Annotated in this window: 17 protein-coding genes; 9 read left to right on the top strand and 8 right to left on the bottom strand. The window is 56.9% G+C overall.

Going from position 1 to position 17,731, the window contains the following annotated elements:
* Positions 1-74: 74 nt before the first annotated feature.
* The 3 genes from JYG33_RS01975 to JYG33_RS01985 are packed head-to-tail and all read right to left on the bottom strand — an operon-like array spanning position 75 to position 1,518.
* Positions 75-488 (bottom strand): NUDIX domain-containing protein, encoded by a 414-nt coding sequence (locus JYG33_RS01975; protein ID WP_207873942.1) that lies wholly within the window; start codon positions 486-488, stop codon positions 75-77.
* Positions 489-535: 47 nt separating this feature from the next.
* The gene (locus tag JYG33_RS01980) at positions 536-925 is read right to left on the bottom strand and encodes a YbaN family protein (RefSeq protein WP_207873943.1); all 390 of its coding nucleotides are present in this window, start codon (positions 923-925) and stop codon (positions 536-538) included.
* A gap of 2 nt (positions 926-927) precedes the next feature.
* Positions 928-1,518 (bottom strand): peroxidase-related enzyme, encoded by a 591-nt coding sequence (locus JYG33_RS01985; RefSeq protein ID WP_207873944.1) that lies wholly within the window; start codon positions 1,516-1,518, stop codon positions 928-930.
* Positions 1,519-1,695: 177 nt separating this feature from the next.
* Between JYG33_RS01985 and argG the strand changes: the two genes are divergently transcribed.
* The 8 genes from argG to JYG33_RS02025 all read left to right on the top strand — a co-directional run bounded on the left by argG (position 1,696) and on the right by JYG33_RS02025 (position 12,252).
* Complete coding sequence (gene argG, locus JYG33_RS01990; RefSeq protein ID WP_207873945.1) at positions 1,696-3,030, top strand: argininosuccinate synthase; 1,335 nt, start codon at positions 1,696-1,698, stop codon at positions 3,028-3,030.
* Positions 3,031-3,280: 250 nt separating this feature from the next.
* Positions 3,281-4,033, top strand: coding sequence for a type 1 glutamine amidotransferase (locus JYG33_RS01995; protein WP_207873946.1), 753 nt, complete (start codon positions 3,281-3,283; stop codon positions 4,031-4,033).
* A 76-nt stretch (positions 4,034-4,109) separates the two neighbouring features.
* The gene (gene kdpF, locus JYG33_RS02000) at positions 4,110-4,205 is read left to right on the top strand and encodes a K(+)-transporting ATPase subunit F (RefSeq protein ID WP_207873947.1); all 96 of its coding nucleotides are present in this window, start codon (positions 4,110-4,112) and stop codon (positions 4,203-4,205) included.
* A 138-nt stretch (positions 4,206-4,343) separates the two neighbouring features.
* On the top strand, positions 4,344-6,047 hold the full coding sequence (gene kdpA / locus JYG33_RS02005) for a potassium-transporting ATPase subunit KdpA (protein ID WP_207873948.1): 1,704 nt from the start codon (positions 4,344-4,346) through the stop codon (positions 6,045-6,047).
* A gap of 12 nt (positions 6,048-6,059) precedes the next feature.
* Positions 6,060-6,734 carry a K(+)-transporting ATPase subunit C gene (gene kdpC, locus JYG33_RS02010; RefSeq protein WP_207873949.1) on the top strand — a complete coding sequence of 225 codons (675 nt, stop codon included), beginning with the start codon at positions 6,060-6,062 and terminating at the stop codon, positions 6,732-6,734.
* A 14-nt stretch (positions 6,735-6,748) separates the two neighbouring features.
* Positions 6,749-8,833, top strand: coding sequence for a potassium-transporting ATPase subunit KdpB (kdpB, locus tag JYG33_RS02015; protein ID WP_207873950.1), 2,085 nt, complete (start codon positions 6,749-6,751; stop codon positions 8,831-8,833).
* A gap of 45 nt (positions 8,834-8,878) precedes the next feature.
* On the top strand, positions 8,879-11,539 hold the full coding sequence (locus tag JYG33_RS02020) for a sensor histidine kinase KdpD (protein WP_207873951.1): 2,661 nt from the start codon (positions 8,879-8,881) through the stop codon (positions 11,537-11,539).
* Positions 11,540-11,544: 5 nt separating this feature from the next.
* The gene (locus JYG33_RS02025; RefSeq protein ID WP_207873952.1) at positions 11,545-12,252 is read left to right on the top strand and encodes a response regulator; all 708 of its coding nucleotides are present in this window, start codon (positions 11,545-11,547) and stop codon (positions 12,250-12,252) included.
* 150 nt (positions 12,253-12,402) lie between these two features.
* On the opposite strand, the gene argF is transcribed toward JYG33_RS02025, so the two are convergent.
* Complete coding sequence (gene argF, locus JYG33_RS02030; RefSeq protein ID WP_207873953.1) at positions 12,403-13,344, bottom strand: ornithine carbamoyltransferase; 942 nt, start codon at positions 13,342-13,344, stop codon at positions 12,403-12,405.
* A gap of 252 nt (positions 13,345-13,596) precedes the next feature.
* Between argF and JYG33_RS02035 the strand changes: the two genes are divergently transcribed.
* Positions 13,597-13,911 (top strand): DUF3579 domain-containing protein, encoded by a 315-nt coding sequence (locus tag JYG33_RS02035; RefSeq protein ID WP_207873954.1) that lies wholly within the window; start codon positions 13,597-13,599, stop codon positions 13,909-13,911.
* Between the two features lie 57 nt (positions 13,912-13,968).
* Here the strand turns inward: JYG33_RS02035 and JYG33_RS02040 are convergent, their stop codons facing one another.
* The 4 genes from JYG33_RS02040 to JYG33_RS02055 form a co-directional block, all read right to left on the bottom strand.
* Entirely contained in the window at positions 13,969-14,910 is a 942-nt protein-coding gene (locus JYG33_RS02040; protein WP_207873955.1) for a 2-hydroxyacid dehydrogenase, read from the bottom strand.
* A gap of 157 nt (positions 14,911-15,067) precedes the next feature.
* Positions 15,068-15,331, bottom strand: coding sequence for a 30S ribosomal protein S20 (gene rpsT, locus JYG33_RS02045; RefSeq protein WP_207873956.1), 264 nt, complete (start codon positions 15,329-15,331; stop codon positions 15,068-15,070).
* Positions 15,332-15,389: 58 nt separating this feature from the next.
* Positions 15,390-16,943 (bottom strand): murein biosynthesis integral membrane protein MurJ, encoded by a 1,554-nt coding sequence (murJ, locus tag JYG33_RS02050; RefSeq protein ID WP_207873957.1) that lies wholly within the window; start codon positions 16,941-16,943, stop codon positions 15,390-15,392.
* An 18-nt stretch (positions 16,944-16,961) separates the two neighbouring features.
* On the bottom strand, positions 16,962-17,726 hold the full coding sequence (locus JYG33_RS02055; RefSeq protein WP_207873958.1) for a 3-hydroxyacyl-CoA dehydrogenase: 765 nt from the start codon (positions 17,724-17,726) through the stop codon (positions 16,962-16,964).
* Positions 17,727-17,731 lie beyond the last annotated feature (5 nt).

Consider the following 17,731-nt stretch of genomic DNA (forward strand, 5'->3'; position numbering starts at 1 on the left):
ACATTATGCCAAAAAATAGCCTGCTCGTGGCTTGGGTCGCTGAAGACTGAAGGAAGTCGTGTGTGGGCTGACCGTCAGGCAGCGGCCTGGGAGCACAGGCGCGGGAGGATGTGATCGGCCAATAAAGGGGCCAGTGTCAAGGAGCGGATTTCCTGAGGGCTGACCCAACGTGCCTCTTCCAGTTCCGCCGCCGCCTGGATCTCGCGGTCCACCGTCAAGGTGAACACGTGGGCATGCACCACATGGTCGGGCTCATTGGCAGCAGGGCTTTCAAAATACGCCTCGTAGTGCGCATGGGCGGTTTCTTCCGCTCTCAGGCCCAGCTCTTCGTCCAGTTCGCGTTGCAGGGCTTGCAGGGGTGTTTCGCCTGCTTCCAGCTTGCCACCTGCCTGCATGTAATAGGCGCTGCCACGTTTGCGGACCAGGAGAATTTGGCCTTCAGAATTGGTGATGTAGGCGGCAGCCAGCAGGATGACAGGATTGGACATGGGTTTTTCAAGCTAAAAGGGGTCAAGCCAGGATCGGTTCAAGCAGGCTATTTTTGCACAGGGTCGGAAGGGGTGTCATCCAGGGTTTTGGCTCGTAGCAAATAGCGGGTGGCAAAAATGCCTGGAATCAGCAGGCCCAATCGATACCAGCCCAAGTGACTGGTCAGCCAGGCCGAGGCGGCCAGAGACAGCCACAACATAATAAGCGCCCGGCGTTTGGCCTGGCGGGTCAGCCCCTGGCCGTTTTCCCAGTTGCGCAAGTAAGGCCCCAGATGGCGCTGGTCCAGCAGCCATTGGTGAAAGCGGGGCGAACTACGCGAAAAACACCACGCGGCCAGCAGGACGAAGGGTGTCGTGGGAAGCAAGGGTAATAGGGCGCCAGCTACAGCCAACGCCACACAGATCCACCCGGCAAACAACAGGGCGTAACGCATCATGTTTAGCGGGGAACGCGTCCCAGCATGTAGAACTCGTCATTGCAGCGCATGGACATGAAGTTGGCCATGCGGTTGCTCAGACCAAAAAAGGCGCTGATACCGGCGATGTCCCAGGCGTCCTCGTCACTGAAACCGTGCTCGTGCAGGGTCTGGAAGTCGGCGTCTTCAATTTCCTGGGCGTTTTGCGAGACTTTCATGGCAAAGGTCAGCATGGCTTTTTGACGCGCCGGAATATCAGCCTTGCGCCAGTTTACGGCCACCTGGTCAGCCACCAGCGGGTTCTTGGCACGAATGCGCAAAATCGCTCCGTGGGCAATCACGCAGTAATGACATTGGTTGGCGGCCGAGGTGGCCACCACAATCATTTCCCGGTCTGCATGGCTCAAACCGCTGGGTTTTTCCATCAGCGCGTCGTGATAGGCAAAAAAAGCACGGAATTCGTCGGGACGGTGTGCCAGGGCCAGAAACACATTCGGAATAAAGCCCGATTTTTCCTGCACGGCTTCAATACGACGGCGAATATCTTCGGGCATTTCGGCCAGCGTGGGGACGGGATAGCGGCTGATAGCGGGTTGAGCATGTGTCTCGGGCATGACTTGTCTCCAGGTAAAAATGGATGTTCTAGTTCATCGGGTAATTAAATCCAGCTACGCAAGGGTGTCCAGGGTCGGTCAAGACGATATAATGACATATTGATCCTGCCACGGGCAGGGCTCTGCTAGAGGGCCTTGCGGGCGGAACCGAACTTGCACACCACTACTGACGCGATAATGACAACCATCCTTGAATCTCTTCCAGTCGGCCAGAAGGTCGGCATTGCCTTTTCCGGTGGCCTGGACACCAGCGCCGCACTTTTGTGGATGCGTAATAAAGGCGCGATCCCTTACGCTTACACCGCGAACCTGGGTCAGCCAGACGAACCCGATTACGATGCGATCCCCCGCAAGGCCAAGGAATACGGTGCCACACTGGCCCGTCTGGTGGACTGCCGTCAGCAACTGGTGGCTGAAGGGATTGCCGCTTTGCAGTGCAACGCCTTTCACATCACCACCGGTGGCGTAACGTACTTCAACACTACGCCTATTGGCCGTGCTGTCACCGGCACCATGTTGGTTGCCGCCATGAAAGAAGACGACGTCCATATCTGGGGCGACGGGAGCACCTACAAGGGCAACGACATCGAGCGTTTCTACCGCTACGGTTTGTTGACCAACCCTGAGCTGAAGATTTACAAGCCTTGGCTGGATCAGACGTTCATTGATGAGCTCGGCGGCCGTGCAGAAATGTCCGAGTACATGCAGGAAGCCGGTTTTGACTACAAAATGTCGGCCGAAAAAGCCTACTCCACCGACTCCAACATGCTGGGTGCCACGCACGAAGCCAAGGACCTGGAGTACCTGAATGCCGGTATCAATATCGTTAAACCCATCATGGGCGTTGCCTTCTGGCGTGACGACGTGGCCGTGCCTGCAGAAGAAGTGCGTGTGCGCTTTGAAGAAGGTCAGCCTGTTGCACTGAACGGCGTGGAATTCTCCGACCCTGTAGAACTGATGCTGGAAGCCAACCGCATCGGTGGCCGTCATGGTCTGGGCATGAGCGATCAGATCGAAAACCGCATCATTGAAGCCAAGAGCCGTGGCATTTACGAAGCCCCCGGCATGGCTCTGCTGCACATCGCTTACGAGCGTCTGGTCACCGGTATCCACAACGAAGACACTATCGAACAGTACCGCATCAACGGTCTGCGTTTGGGCCGTCTGTTGTACCAGGGCCGCTGGTTCGACCCACAAGCCATCATGCTGCGTGAAACCGCCCAGCGTTGGGTGGCTCGTGCTGTAACCGGTGAAGTGACCCTGGAACTGCGTCGCGGTAACGACTACTCCATTCTGGATACTGTCTCGCCTAACCTGACCTACAAGGCCGAGCGCCTGAGCATGGAAAAAGTAGACAGTATGTTCTCGCCACGCGACCGTATCGGTCAGTTGACCATGCGTAACCTGGACATCGTGGACACCCGCGACAAGCTGTTCACCTACACCCAGGTTGGCCTCTTGGCCCCTGCGGCTGGTTCGGCTGTTCCTCAGTTGAAAGACAGCAAGAAGTAATGTTTGTGCTGTGATCTGTGACGCCCCGATCCGGGGCGTGCAAGGGCAGATCCAAAGCAGCAGACATCAACACCCCAATGCCTGGTAGATCCGGCATTGGGGTGTTTTTTTTGTGCGTCCTGTTTGTGGTATCGACAAAAATGAATGCCACTTATACGAGCCCGGTTTCAAACAGATCTTTGTCTTTATGTGACGAGTTCTACATTGAGTTTTCCTGAACAAGCGGCCTGTCCAGTCAGGCTTTTCTGTCATGAAACCAATTGCCATTTTGCAGCACGAGGCCACGCAAGGGCCGGGCGTGCTGCTGGATCATCTGCATAAAAATGCCTTTCCATATCAACTGATTGCGGCCCCTTTGGATGGAATGGTGCCGCTATCGGCGCGTGAATACAGCGGCATTGTGGTGCTGGGTAGCGACCATAGTGTCAATGAACCCTTGTCCTGGATTGTGCGCGAGCAGGTGTTCTTGCTGGATGCGATTCAGCGCCATATTCCCGTTCTGGGGCACTGTTTCGGGGCGCAGATGCTGGCCCGTGTGCTGGGTGCCCAGGTCCAACGAAACCCCTATCCCAATATAGGTTGGGGCCAGGTCTGGAGCAGCCCCCATGCCCAGCGTGTGATGGGCTTGCCCCGGCGCGCCGTGCTGTTTAACTGGCATTACGACACCTTTCAGATTCCTGCAGGCGCCAGCCGGACTTTGTACGGTCCCCATTGCTTGAACAAAGGCTTTGCGCTGGGCCCGCATTGGGCTTTTCAAGGGCACCTGGAAGTGACCGCTGAAAGCATTCAGCAGTGGTGTGACTATGGCCGCCATGAGCTGGCGCAGGGGCATGGCCCGGCCGCTCAGGATGCGCAGCAAATTTTGGCTGGTCTGGATCAGCATCTGGGCACCTTGCACCTCATCGCCAAACACACCTATCAACGCTGGACCGACCAGTTGCTGGAGCGGGCCGGTCTTGCCCGTCCCCTAATCCATATGCCGTCTTTATACGCAGCTCAGTAAACACTGCTCTGAATTTATGTCGCCAATCCTAGACTTTAGATGTCTGCTGCACGTCAGCATTGCTTGGGAGTCTGGGATGAGTGCGTCCTTTTTTACGGTTCTGGCAGGAGGGGTTTCTCTGGGGCTGTTTATCTATTTGTTCTATGCCTTGCTGCGAGCCGAAAAATTCTAATTTCAGGCCAGGCAAGTGTTCATTGTTGGGAACAGGTGTGCATATGAGTGATTTTCTATTTTTAGCGGTGCTGTTCGCGTTCTTTGCGATGGCGACCGGATTCGTTTTTGGTCTTGAGAAACTGTAAGAGGGGCGGTCATGCTGGACGATCTATTGCAGTTCCTGATTATTCTGGCCGTCTCAACGGTCTTGTTAGTGGTGGTGGGCAAATGGATAGCCCATTTTTTCAGCAGCCCGAATCACAGCCTGATCGAGCGCGGCACTTATAGGCTGTTGGGGGTCAATCCCGAAGAGAAAATGTCCTGGAAGCGATATGGCTTGGCGCTCTTGTTAAGCAATGCCGCCATGTTGCTTCTGGGATATGTTCTTTTGCGTGTGCAGGGCTGGATTCCGGGAGACAGTTTGCAGCGTGCCGCGCAAACGCCCGACCTGGCTTTTAATACGGCCGTGTCCTTTACGACCAATACCAATTGGCAGGCGTACTCGGGCGAGTCCAGTCTGTCCAATTTTTCCCAGATGGCAGCCATCACTTTTTTGATGATGATCAGTGCCACAACAGGTCTGGCGGCGGCAGGCGGCTTCATTCGTGGTTTGAGCCGTAAAAGCTCGGCGGATATCGGCAACTACTGGGTGGACTTCACCCGCTCCTTGTACCGCTTGCTCTTGCCTTGCAGTTTCCTGCTGGCCTTGTTGTATGTCTGGCAAGGCATGCCACAAACCCTGACGACTGATGTGCTGGTCAACACCCTGGAAGGCATCAAGCAGCACATTATTCTGGGGCCGGTGGCCAGCTTTGAAAGTATCAAGCACGTGGGAACCAACGGGGGCGGTTTCTTTGGCATGAACGCGGCTCATCCTTTTGAAAACCCCACACCGCTGACCAATACCGTACACATGCTGAGCATGCTGCTGGTGCCCTCGGCCTTGACCTATGCCTTTGGTTCCATGCTGGCTCGTCGTCGTCAGGGCTGGGCCTTTTTTGCCGCTTTTCTGGTGATGTTCATCGGTTTTCTGTCCCTGATCTACAGCGCCGAGCAAGCAGGCAATCCTTTGTTGACGCCTTTGGGGGTCGATCAGACTCAAAGCAGCACGATGGGCGGCGGCAATCTGGAAGGCAAGGAATTGCGTTTTGGTGTGGCGCAAAGCAGCTTGTTTGCCACGGTAACCACCGCGGCCACGACGGGCTCGGTCGATGCCATGCATTCCTCGCTGACCCCCTTGGGTGGCTTGGTGCCGATAGCGCAAATGATGCTGAACAACGTCTTTGGCGGGATCGGAGTGGGCTTCATCAGCCTGGTCAGCTACGCCATTCTGACAGTGTTTCTGGTGGGCATGATGATAGGGCGCAGCCCCGAGTTTCTGGGCAAGAAGATCGAGGCGCGGGAGATGAAGTACGTGATGCTGGCCATGCTGGCGCACGCCTTCAGCATTCTGGGCTTTACGGCCTTGGCCAGTGTGCTGCCGTCCACTATGGATAGTCTGTCCAATATGGGACCCCACGGCTTTAGTGAAGTCCTGTATGCCTACACCTCGGGCACCGCCAATAACGGTTCCGCCTTTGCAGGCTTTAACGCTAACACGCCGTTTTTCAATACGACGATTGGGCTGGCCATGCTGATTGGACGCTACCTGACTCTATTGCCTTTGCTGGCCCTGGCCGGGGTACTGGCGGCTAAAAAAGCCGTCCCCGCAGGCCCCGGCACCTTGTCAACGGCTACGCCCTTGTTTACCGGTTTACTGATCTTTGTGGTCCTGGTCGTTGGCGGGCTGACGTTCATGCCAGCGCTGGCATTGGGGCCGATTGTGGAGCATCTGCTGATGCTCGACGGAATTACTTTTTAAGGTGTGATTGCCATGTCTACCCATCAATTTATGGTGTCGGCACCCGCTGCACCCACGATGAAAAGCTTGTTGCGACCTGTGTTGCTGTCTGCCGTGTTTTTTATGCTTCTGACTGGTATTGCCTATCCCTTGGCGACGACCGTGATCGGAACGGCTCTGTTCCCGGAGCAGGCAAAGGGCAGCCTGATCCTGCGTGATGGCCACCTTGTGGGCTCACGCCAGATTGGTCAGTACTTTAGCCAGCCCGAGTACTTTCATGGTCGCCCGAGTGCCACGGTAGGAGCGGACCCGGCTGATCCCTCTACGAGCATTGCCTTGCCGTATAACGCTGCCGCCAGTGGAGCCAGTAATCAAGGCGTATTAAGCCAGAACTTGCTGGATGCAGTGGCTGAGCGTAGCAAGGCTTATCGGCTGATGAATGGCTTGGCGGAAGATGCGCTCGTGCCGGTGGATGCCGTCACGGCCTCGGCGTCAGGTCTGGACCCTCATATCTCCGTGGCTAACGCCCGTTTGCAGGCTGCCCGTATTGCCAAGGTGCGCGGCATGTCCTTGGCCCAGGTTCAAGTCTTGATCGATCGCTTTACCAGCAACCGTCAATTGGGTTTCTTGGGCGAGCCGCGTGTACAGGTCTTGGAGCTTAATCTTGCGCTGGATATGGCTAAGGCAGTCCAGCCCGCTGTGCGTTAGGAACAGGTGTCATTATGTCTATTACTGATCTGAAAGCCCCACAAGAGGCCGAGCGCTCAACGGCGTTTCAGGCTTTGCCCTGGGGGACGGTGTGCAAGGAAGCCTTCAAGAAACTGTCGCCCCGGGTGCAGTTCAAGAACCCGGTGATGTGTGTGGTGTATCTGGGCAGCATTGTGACCAGCTTGCTGGGTGTACAGGCCTTGATGGGGCAGGGTGAGGCTCCGGCCGGGTTTATCTGGGCCATTGCCGCCTGGCTGTGGTTTACGGTCTTGTTTGCGAATGCGGCGGAGGCCGTGGCAGAAGGACGTGGCAAGGCACAGGCCGATGCCTTGCGTTCCACTCGCAAGCGAGTCATGGCCAAGGTTTTGAAAGATCCTGCCCGCGATAGTCGCTCCTGGCCCGTCCCCAGCGACGAGCTGGTGCCTGGCGCCTATGTGCTGGTCGAGGCTGGCCAGATTATTCCGGCGGATGGCGAGGTCTTGCAGGGCGCGGCCTCGGTAGATGAGTCCGCTATTACGGGTGAATCGGCACCTGTTATCCGCGAGTCAGGCGGCGACTTTTGTTCGGTGACGGGCGGGACGCGCGTTCTGTCGGACTGGATTGTGATGCAGGTAACCGCCAAGCCGGGCGAAGCTTTTCTGGATCGCATGATTGCCATGGTGGAAGGCGCCAAGCGCGGCAAGACGCCTAATGAGATTGCCTTGAATATCCTGCTGGTCGCCCTGACGCTGATCTTCTTGCTAGTCTGCGTCACCTTATTGCCTTTCTCCAGCTTTGCGACGACGCTGACCGGTGCCGGTTCGCCTGTCACGATAACGGCCTTGATTGCCTTGTTGGTGTGCCTGATTCCAACCACGATCGGAGCCTTGCTGTCGGCAGTGGGCGTAGCCGGTATGAGCCGCATGATGAAGGCCAATGTGCTGGCCAGCTCGGGCCGTGCGATTGAGGCGGCGGGGGACGTAGATGTCTTGCTGCTGGACAAGACCGGCACGATTACCTTGGGTAATCGGGAAGCATCGGCATTCTTGCCAGCGCCACAGGTTTCGGAACAGGCCTTGGCAGATGCCGCTCAATTGGCTTCGCTGGCGGACGAAACGCCCGAAGGGCGCTCTATTGTGGTGCTGGCCAAGCAGCTCTTCAATTTGCGGGGCCGTGAGTTGCACGGGGCGCAGACGATTGCCTTTAGTGCCCACACACGCATGAGCGGGATTGATATCGAGGGTCGCCAAATCCGTAAAGGGGCGGCGAACACGATGCGCTCGCATATTGAGTCTCAAGGCGGCGTGTTCCCTCGCGAATTGGATACCTTGGTCAATGAAGTGGCTCGACGAGGCAGTACGCCGTTGGTCGTCACGGAAGGCAATAAGGTGCTGGGCGTGGTGGAGCTCAAGGACATTGTCAAAGGCGGCATCAAGGAGCGCTTTGCCGAGCTGCGTGCCATGGGCATCAAGACTGTCATGATTACCGGGGACAACAAGCTGACGGCTGCCGCCATTGCGGCGGAAGCGGGCGTGGATGATTATCTGGCCGAAGCCACACCGGAGGACAAGCTGCAACTGATCCGACGTTATCAGGACGAAGGGCGTCTGGTCGCCATGACGGGCGACGGTACGAATGATGCTCCTGCTCTGGCGCAGGCGGATGTGGCCGTGGCCATGAACAGCGGCACGCAGGCGGCCAAAGAGGCGGGCAATATGGTGGATCTGGACAGCAATCCCACCAAGCTCTTGCGTGTGGTGGAAGTGGGCAAGCAGATGATCATGACGCGTGGCGCCCTGACCACCTTCAGTATTGCCAATGATCTGGCTAAATACTTTGCCATTATTCCGGCCGCATTTGTGGTGACTTATCCCGCTTTGGGCGCTTTGAATGTCATGCACTTGCATAGCCCGGCCTCGGCAATTTTGTCAGCGGTTATTTTTAATGCCCTGATCATCATCGCTTTGATTCCTCTGGCCTTGCGCGGTGTGAAGTATCGGGCTGAACCGGCCAGCCGTCTCTTGAAACGCAACTTGCTGATTTATGGTTTGGGTGGCCTGATCGCTCCCTTTATCGGTATTAAATTGATTGATTTGCTGCTGACGCCCTTCTTTGGATAAGAGCGTAAGATCAATAGCAATTTTCTGGATGGAGTGCGCAGATTCATGTCACTTGAGGATAGGCCGGACCCTGACGAACTGTTGCAGGTCATTGGCGAGGACCCGCATCAGCCTCGCCGGGGCCAGCTCAAGATTTTCTTCGGCGCTTGCGCGGGCGTGGGGAAAACCTACGCCATGCTCAAAGAGGCGCATCAGCGTCAGTCCGAGGGTGCGTCTGTGGCCATCGGCATTGTGGAAACGCATGGCCGCCAGGAAACTCAGGCCTTGATGGACGGTTTGCCCGTGCTGGCACGCAAGGAGTATCAGCGGCAGGGGCGGGTGGTGACCGAGTTTGATCTGGATGCCGCCCTGGCCTCGGGCTACCAGTTATTGCTGGTGGACGAGCTGGCGCACTCCAATATGGAAGGCAGCCGTCATGCCAAGCGCTGGCAGGATGTAGAGGAGCTGCTGGATGCCGGTATTGATGTGTATACCGCGCTGAATGTGCAGCATCTGGATAGCCTGAATGAGGTGGTCGGTGGGATTGTTGGGGTCAGGGTTCGGGAGACCGTGCCGGACCGGATTTTTGATCGGGCGGCCGATGTCTTGCTGGTCGATTTGCCACCAGACGATTTGCTGTCTCGACTGAATGCCGGGAAGGTCTATCTGGCCGACTCGGTTGCCCATGCTCGTCAGAATTTCTTTCGCCGTGGCAATCTGATTGCGCTGCGTGAATTGGCCTTGCGCCGCGTGGCGGATCGGGTCAACGCCGATGTGCATGTGTACCGGATCTCCCATGCAATACGGACAGTCTGGCCGACCCGCGAGCTCCTGATGGTGTGCGTCAGTGCTGATAGTGCCCAGGAAGCCTTGATTCGGGAGGGCGCACGCTTGGCACAGCAACTGCAGACGCCCTGGATTGTGCTGCATGTGGATACGCCGCAGGAAAGCGGGCAGATCAAGGCACAGGAAGCGCTGGTGCGTTTGGCGGCCAGTGCCCAACATGCAGGTGCCGAGTTTGCCAATATCGCTGGCCAGGATGTCGCCCATACGATTCTGGCCTACGCCCGTCAGCGCAATGCCACCAAGCTGATTTTGGGTAATTCTGCGGCGCGATCCATTTTGCCGTGGCGTACCAGTCTGTCGGAGCGATTGGCTCGCAGCAATCCTGAAATTGGTTTGCTGTTGCTACGCATGGATACGGTTCAGCGGCCGATACGCCCTTTGGAGCTGGAGCAGCCCATGGCGCAGGGCAAGGCCTTGTCGATTGCCTCGGTCATCTGTGTGGTGACGGCGGTGCTGGCCGAGAAGCTTTTGCCCTTTTTTGATCTCTCCAACGTGATCATGTTGTTCCTGATCATCGTGGTTTTTATCGCCCTGCGTCTGGGACGGCTGGCCGGTGTGTGGGCCTCTTTATTGTCGGTGGCCTTTTTCGACTTTTTCTTTGTCGAGCCGCGCTATTCCTTCTCGGTCACGGATACTCAATATGTTTTTACCTTCGGCGTCATGCTGGGAGTGGCGCTGATTATTGGTCAGTTAGCCGCCAAGCTGCAGGCCGAGGCCAGAGCGGCGCGTGATGGGGAGCGCCGGGCGGCAGCCTTGACGCGTGTCAGTCGGGATTTAGCGGGAGCCTTGGCTCTTGAGCAAGTCTTGGCCGTCTGCCGGGATACGCTGGAGCCTTTGTTCGAGATGCAGGTGGTGCTGGTCGTGCCCGATCAACAGAATCAGTTGGTGGCGACCCGCCATACGAGCTTTGTGGAGCTGTCGGTGGCCCAGTGGGTGTTTGATCATATGGAAGCGGCGGGTAATGGCACCGAGACCTTGAGTGGGGCCAGTGCCTTGTATCTGCCCCTGAAAGGCCCCATGGCACCGCGGGGTGTCCTGGTCGTGCAGTCCGGGGGCGCCGCGTCCTTGGGGACTCCTGATGGACGGCGTTTGCTGGATGCGTGTTGCTTCACCTTAGCCCAGGCCTTGGAGCGTATTCATTACGTGGAGATTGCCCAGGATACGGTGTTGCGCATGGAGGGGGAGAAAATGCGCAATACCTTGTTGTCGGCGGTATCGCATGATCTGCGTACGCCCTTGACGGTCATCCGGGGTTTGGCTGAAACGCTGGAGCAAGCCCAAGGCTTGAGCGAGACAGAGCGTAGTGATATTGCCCGATCCATACGTATCGAGTCCGACGAATTGCGCCGCCAAGTATCCAACTTGCTGGACTTGGCGCGTATGCAAAGTGAAGGGGTCAAACTGCATAAGGAATGGCACGCTTTGGGCGAAATCGTGGGTATTGCCGTTGGCCGTTGTGCAGCAGCCTTGCAGCCTCGAAAAGTCCTGACCGAGTTTGCGGCGGATCTGCCTTTGGTCGAAGTGGATGGTGTCTTGCTGGAGCGGGTGGTGACGAATCTGCTGGATAATGCCGCCAAATACACACTTGCAAACAGCACTATTTCCCTGCGGGGGCAGTGTTCGGGTCAGTCCATGTATCTGGTGATCAGCGATGACGGCCCAGGCTTGCCGCCCGGAGATCCCGAGCGTCTGTTTGATACCTTTACGCGGGGGCAGAAAGAGTCCTCTGTCGCGGGCGTGGGCTTGGGTCTGGGCCTATGCCGCACGATTATTGCTGCACATGGTGGTACGATCAGCGCCAAGCCGCGTTTGCCTCATGGGGTGATCTTCGAGATCCGCCTGCCCTGGAAAGCGGCTCCCCGTATGGATGGTGACGAGTGACGGACATGAATAAAGCCCAGATACTGATCGTGGAGGACGAATCCAATATTCGTCGATTCGTGCGGATTGCCCTGGAGCAGGAAGGTATGTCCGTGATCGAGGCGAGTACGCTGGCGCAGGCACGCATGGACGCGGCAACCCGTCGCCCTGATTTGATGATTGTGGATCTGGGATTGCCTGATGGTGATGGCAAGGATTTGATTCGTGATCTGCGTAGCTGGGTCTACTCGCCTATTCTGGTCTTGTCGGCACGGGACAGGGAGGAGGAAAAAGTGGCGGCATTGAATGCAGGGGCGGATGACTATCTGGTCAAACCCTTTGGAGTGCCGGAATTGTTGGCCAGAATTCGGGCCTTGCTGCGGCGCTCTCAATTAGTCCCTAATGTTCAGACGGCTTCGTCTCGGGTGCGCTTTGGTCGTGTGAGTGTGGATCTGGCCTCTCATGAGGTCATGCGTGATGGGGAGGCTGTGCATCTGACGCCTATCGAGTTTCGCTTGCTGACTGCCTTGATTCGAGGTCATGGCAAGGTACTAACGCATCAACACTTGCTGCACGAAACCTGGGGGGCGGCGTATTCTGATCGGCCCCATTATTTGCGGGTCTACATGATGCAGTTACGGCAGAAGCTGGAGCAGGATGCGGCGCAGCCCAAGCATTTGCTGACGGAGCTGCAGGTTGGCTATCGATTGGCGGGTTTGGAGGTCGAAGAGTAGGTGGGAAGTCTAGTCTTCCTGTATTCAGGTAGTTTTCAAGCACTTATTGGCTGACCGCTCAGAGGCTTGCCTATGCCGCTGCTGGATCAAAAAAGGGATGCCAAGCATCCCTTTTTCATTAATGGGCAGTCTGCCCCTGGGTAAAAGCGCTCAGGCCTCCAAACGACCCAGAATCAGGAATTCCATCAATGCTTTTTGTACGTGCAAGCGGTTTTCAGCTTCGTCCCAAACCACGCTTTGTGGGCCGTCAATGACTTCGCCAGTGACTTCTTCACCACGGTGAGCGGGCAGGCAGTGCATGAAGATCGCATTGGGATCAGCCACGTCCATCATTTCCTGATCGACACACCAGTCCGCAAAGGCCTTGCGGCGCTCTTCGTTTTCGTCTTCGTAACCCATGCTGGTCCACACGTCGGTGGTGACCAGGTGGGCGCCCTTGCAGGCTTCCAATGGGTCGTCGAATTCGCGCAGAATGCTGGAATCCGGGTTACCGGTGCGGTCCGACTCCAGGTGGTAGCCGTTAGGAGCCGACACGTGCAGGGTGAAACCCAGGATTTCTGCCGCTTGCAGCCAGGTGTAGGCCATATTGTTGGCATCCCCAATCCAGGCCACGGTCTTGCCCTTGATATCGCCACGATGTTCGATAAAGGTGAAGATGTCGGCCAGAATCTGGCAGGGGTGGAATTCGTTGGTCAGGCCATTGATGACCGGCACACGCGAGTGGGAGGCAAAGCGCTCCAGACGGGTTTGCTCGAAGGTACGAATCATGACGATATCGACCATGCGCGACACCACGCGAGCGGTATCTTCAATGGGTTCGGAGCGACCCAGTTGGGAGTCGGTGGTGGTCAGGTGAATGACCGAGCCGCCCAACTGATACATGCCGGCTTCAAACGAAACCCGGGTACGCGTACTGGCTTTTTCAAAAACCATCGCCAGGGTGCGGTCGTGCAATGTGTGGTGCGGCTGATAGCGTTTGAACTTGTCTTTGATCAGGCGTGCGCGTTCCAGCACATATAAAATTTCGTCGTGAGAAAAGTCGCGAAATTGCAGAAAGTGCCGAAGCGGTCCTGCTTGCACGATGGCATCCATAAAAAAATCCTGCGGATAAAGAAAGCCATCTTAACCTGTCCGGCTATTTAGAGCAAAGCCAGCCCGTGGCACAGAAGGTAAAACCGTTTGGTTTTGGAATAAAAAGAGGGCTCAACGTAATGATCAGCAATAAATTGTCAAGCGGCTAATTTATTGAATCCCAGGCTTTGCAGGGCTGCGATCGGATACAATGCGGAGCGAGAAAGGAAAAGGTGCAGCAGACCTGAACTGCACGATTAGCGATTAATTGTTATGACAGAGCCAGTGAAGCAACTTGTAATCCATGGTGTGACCCGGCAGGATCAGCGGTTTCGTCCCAGTGACTGGGCAGAACGCTTGGCCGGTGTAATGTCCCAGTTTCGTCCGGCCGGGGCGATGGGTGGTCATCTGACCTATTCGCCCTATGTGGTGCCGCGTTTGATTGACGGCGTGCGATGTGTGGTGGTGGATGCGCGCCTGCGCGAGCTGGAACCCTTGGCCTGGAAATTCGTTTGTGGTTTTGCCGACGACAATAATCTGAAAATGAGCGGCATTGATCCAGCGAATATGGATCCGGTAGATTCCTGATCCCCAAGCGGGCATAAAGTATGTCGCCACCGAATAGACGGTAGGCGACATTATTTTTTAGACGGCAAGCGGTGTCAGCACCTTGCCGGTTTTCTGATACTGCAACACATTGTCCAGCGTCAGCGAGAGCATGGCTTCGCGCGTTTCGTGCGTGGCGCTGGCGGTGTGCGGTGCCAGTACGACTTGATTCAGATCCCGCAGCGCCTGGGGCACATTAGGTTCGTTTTCAAAGACATCCAGCCCGGCTGCGCCCAGTCGCCCTTCCTGCAAAGCAGCGATCAGTGCACGCTCGTCGACCACACTGCCACGGGCAATATTGACCAGAATCCCTTTGGGGCTCAATGCGTTCAAGACATCGATATTGATCAGCCCGCGTGTTTCGTCGCCGCCGACGGCAGCAATCACCATAATGTCAGCCCAATCGGCCAGCTCGATCAAGGATGGCTCGTAGTGCCAGGGCACATCGTGGCGGGGGCGGCGATTGTGGTAGCGCAGTTCCATATCAAAGCCGCTGGCACGGCGGGCAATGGTCTGGCCAATGCGACCCAGGCCAACAATACCCAGCTTTTTACCGCTGACGCGGGTGCCTAGTCCAAAACCATTGGGGCGGTCCCATAAACCGGCACGCACATAGCGATCAGATTCGGTGACGCGGCGGGCAGCGTCCAGCATCAAGGCCCAGGCCATATCAGCCACGCAGTCGTTCAGAACATCGGGGGTCGTGCTGACTTGTATGCCGCGTTGTTTGGCGGCGTGGACGTCAATGGCGTCGTAGCCTACACCGACACTGCAAATCGCTTTTAAAGCGGGCAGGCGGTCCATCAGGGCGGCGGGGGTGGCGTTGACGGCGCTGGTCAGCAGTACTTGAACGCGTGCAATCTGTTGGGCAGAGAGCTGGTTCGGATCTTGGAGGGTAATGCGCTCGAAATGACGGTCGATTTCGTCAAAAGCAGGGTGCTGGGCCAAAGATGCCAGTTGCAGCACGATGGGACGTGTCATGGGGACTCACTAATGAAAAAGCAAATCCATAACTTAGCATGATTGGCCTGCATGTCCAGGCAATGGTTTTGTGGCTAATAAAAAAGGGGTGCTAAGCACCCCCTTTCTAACTGGTTTTTAGGCCAGAGCCGATTAAACCATTAAAAATCTTCAGCAATCAGGCCAGGGCCTTGATAGCAGCAGACAGGCGGCTCTTGTGGCGGGCAGCCTTGTTCTTGTGAATGATGTTCTTGTCGGCAACGCGATCAATGATGCTGGTCGCTTTGCGGAAAACTTCGTTAGCAGCAGATTTGTCACCGGCGTCGATGGCCTGGCGAACGCGCTTGATAGCGGTACGCAGCATGGAACGGATGCTGGCGTTGTGTTTGTTGCGAGCCACTGCTTGGCGGGCGCGCTTGCGTGCTTGTGCGGTATTAGCCATGTTTTTAGTAAAGCCTAAGTTTTAAAGTTTAATCGGCAAAGACAATTATTCTAGGACACTAAGACCGCTTTGTAAAGTAAGAGGGTCGAATGCCTACGATAAACAACATGCCGAAATAGGAAATGCCGCTGGCAAGCAACACGCCGCACAGGTAAAGCACACGCAACAAAGGCGTGGCTCCCAGGCTGATCCAGTCGATATAGCGGTCAGCCAGCAAGAGGACGGCGCCCAGGGCCAGCAGAGCGGGGATGATCTTCAGAAAGAAAGGTAACCAGTCGTGATTGGGCTGGTAAATCCCGCGTTTGCGCAGCATGACCAGCAAGGTCAGGGCATTGACGGTAGCCCCCAGTCCAATCGACAAGGCCAGACCGGCATGGGCGAAGGTGGGCACCAGGACCAGATTGAAGAGCTGGGTAATGATCAGCACGGCAATGGCGATACGCACCGGGGTGCGGATGTCCTGCCGGGCGTAAAAGCCGGGGGCCAGAATCTTGATGGCCAACAGGCCAACCAGACCGACGGAATACGCACCCACGGCCATTTTTGTCTGGGCGACGTCGGCAGCAGCAAAGGCTCCGTAGTGGAACAAGGTGGCAACCAGGCCATCAGACAGCAGGGCCATGCCTAGCGCGGCGGGCAGGCCCAGCAACAAGACCAGTCGCAAGCCCCAGTCCAATAGGGCGCTGTAGTTCTTGTCGTCCTTGCCTGCATGGGCGGCGGACAGCTTGGGCAGCAGGACGGTGCCCAGGGCTACGCCCAGCAAAGCGGTGGGGAACTCCATCAGGCGGTCAGCAAATGACAGCCAGGTCACACTGCCCGATTGTAGCCAGGTGGCGATATTGGTATTGATCAGCAGAGAAATTTGCGCGACAGAAACGCCCAGAATTGCGGGCAGCATCTGTTTCAGAATGCGCTGCACGATAGGGTCGCGGCGCGCCTCGCCCAGGCGTAATGAGAAGCGTGGCAATAGCCCCAGACGAGCCAGTGCGACCCACTGCACCAGCAATTGGGCCAATCCCCCTACCATGACGCCTACGGCCAAGGCATAAATCGGGGTTTCCATGTGTTGGGCCAGAAAAATACTGGCGCCAATCATGGACAGATTCAGCAGGATGGGGGTGAAAGCCGGAACGGCGAAACGGCTCCAGGTATTGAGTACCGCAGAGGCAAAGGCCACCAGCGACATGCAGATGATGTAGGGGAACATCAGCCGGGTCATGGTGATGGCGGCGCCAAATTCGGTTTGTCGCTCGGGGGAGGTCAGACCGCTGGCCATGGCGCTGACCACCCATGGGGCGGCCAGAATGCCAATGGCCGTGACTACCATGACGGCAAAGGTCAGCAGCAGGGCAACCCGGTCCAGCAATTGCTGGACCTTGTCTTGCTCGTGTTCCTTGCGCACTTGGCCCAGGATGGGTACAAAAGCCTGCGAAAACGCCCCTTCTGCAAACAGGCGTCGCAGCAGGTTGGGAATGCGAAAGGCAACCCAGAACGCATCAGTGAGCGGGCCCGCCCCAAAGGCGCGGGCAATCAGAATATCGCGTGCCAGTCCGGTAATGCGAGACAGCAGCGTCAGGCCACTAATCGTGGCCGCCGAGCGAAACAAACCCATTGGAGCCGATACAGAAAGTTATTTTGGTGCCATACGAATGGCGCCATCCAGACGGATGGTTTCACCATTGAGCATTTCATTGCTGATGATGCTATGCACCAGTTGGGAGAAATCTTCGGGTCGACCCAGGCGAGACGGGAAGGGGATGCTGGCAGCCAGCGAGTCCTGAACTTCCTGTGGCATGGCAAACATCATGGGGGTGCCAAAGATGCCGGGGGCAATGGTCATGACACGGATGCCAGTTTGCGCCAGATCACGGGCCAGAGGCAAGGTCAAACCTACCACGCCTGCTTTGGAGGCACCGTAGGCCGCCTGGCCGATCTGGCCGTCGTAGGCCGCAACCGAAGCAGTATTGATCAGTACGCCACGCTCGCCCGAGGGTTCCGGGGTGTTGCTGCTCATGGCAGCGGCAGCCAGACGGCACATATTGAAGGTGCCGACCAGGTTGATCATGACGGTTTTCTGGAACAGGTCCAGGGTGTGGGGGCCATTGCGTCCCACGGTACGCGAGGCAGGGGCCACACCAGCACAGTTAATCAGTCCAAACAAGGGGCGGGTGCTGTCCTGGCAGGCCAGATCCACGACCGCCTGGGCATCTTGCTCAGAGGTGACATCGCAGCGCTGATAGTGTTGGCCCAATTCCTGGGCCAGAGCCTGACCGGCTTCGTCCTGAATGTCGGCGATCACCACGCGGGCACCGTTTTGTACCAGCATACGTACCGTGCCTGCGCCCAGACCCGATGCGCCGCCCGTGACAATAAATGTTTTCTTATTGATTTGCATGAGCT

The sequence above is a fragment of the Alcaligenes sp. SORT26 genome, assembly GCF_017377875.1.
GTDB lineage: Bacteria > Pseudomonadota > Gammaproteobacteria > Burkholderiales > Burkholderiaceae_B > Alcaligenes > Alcaligenes parafaecalis.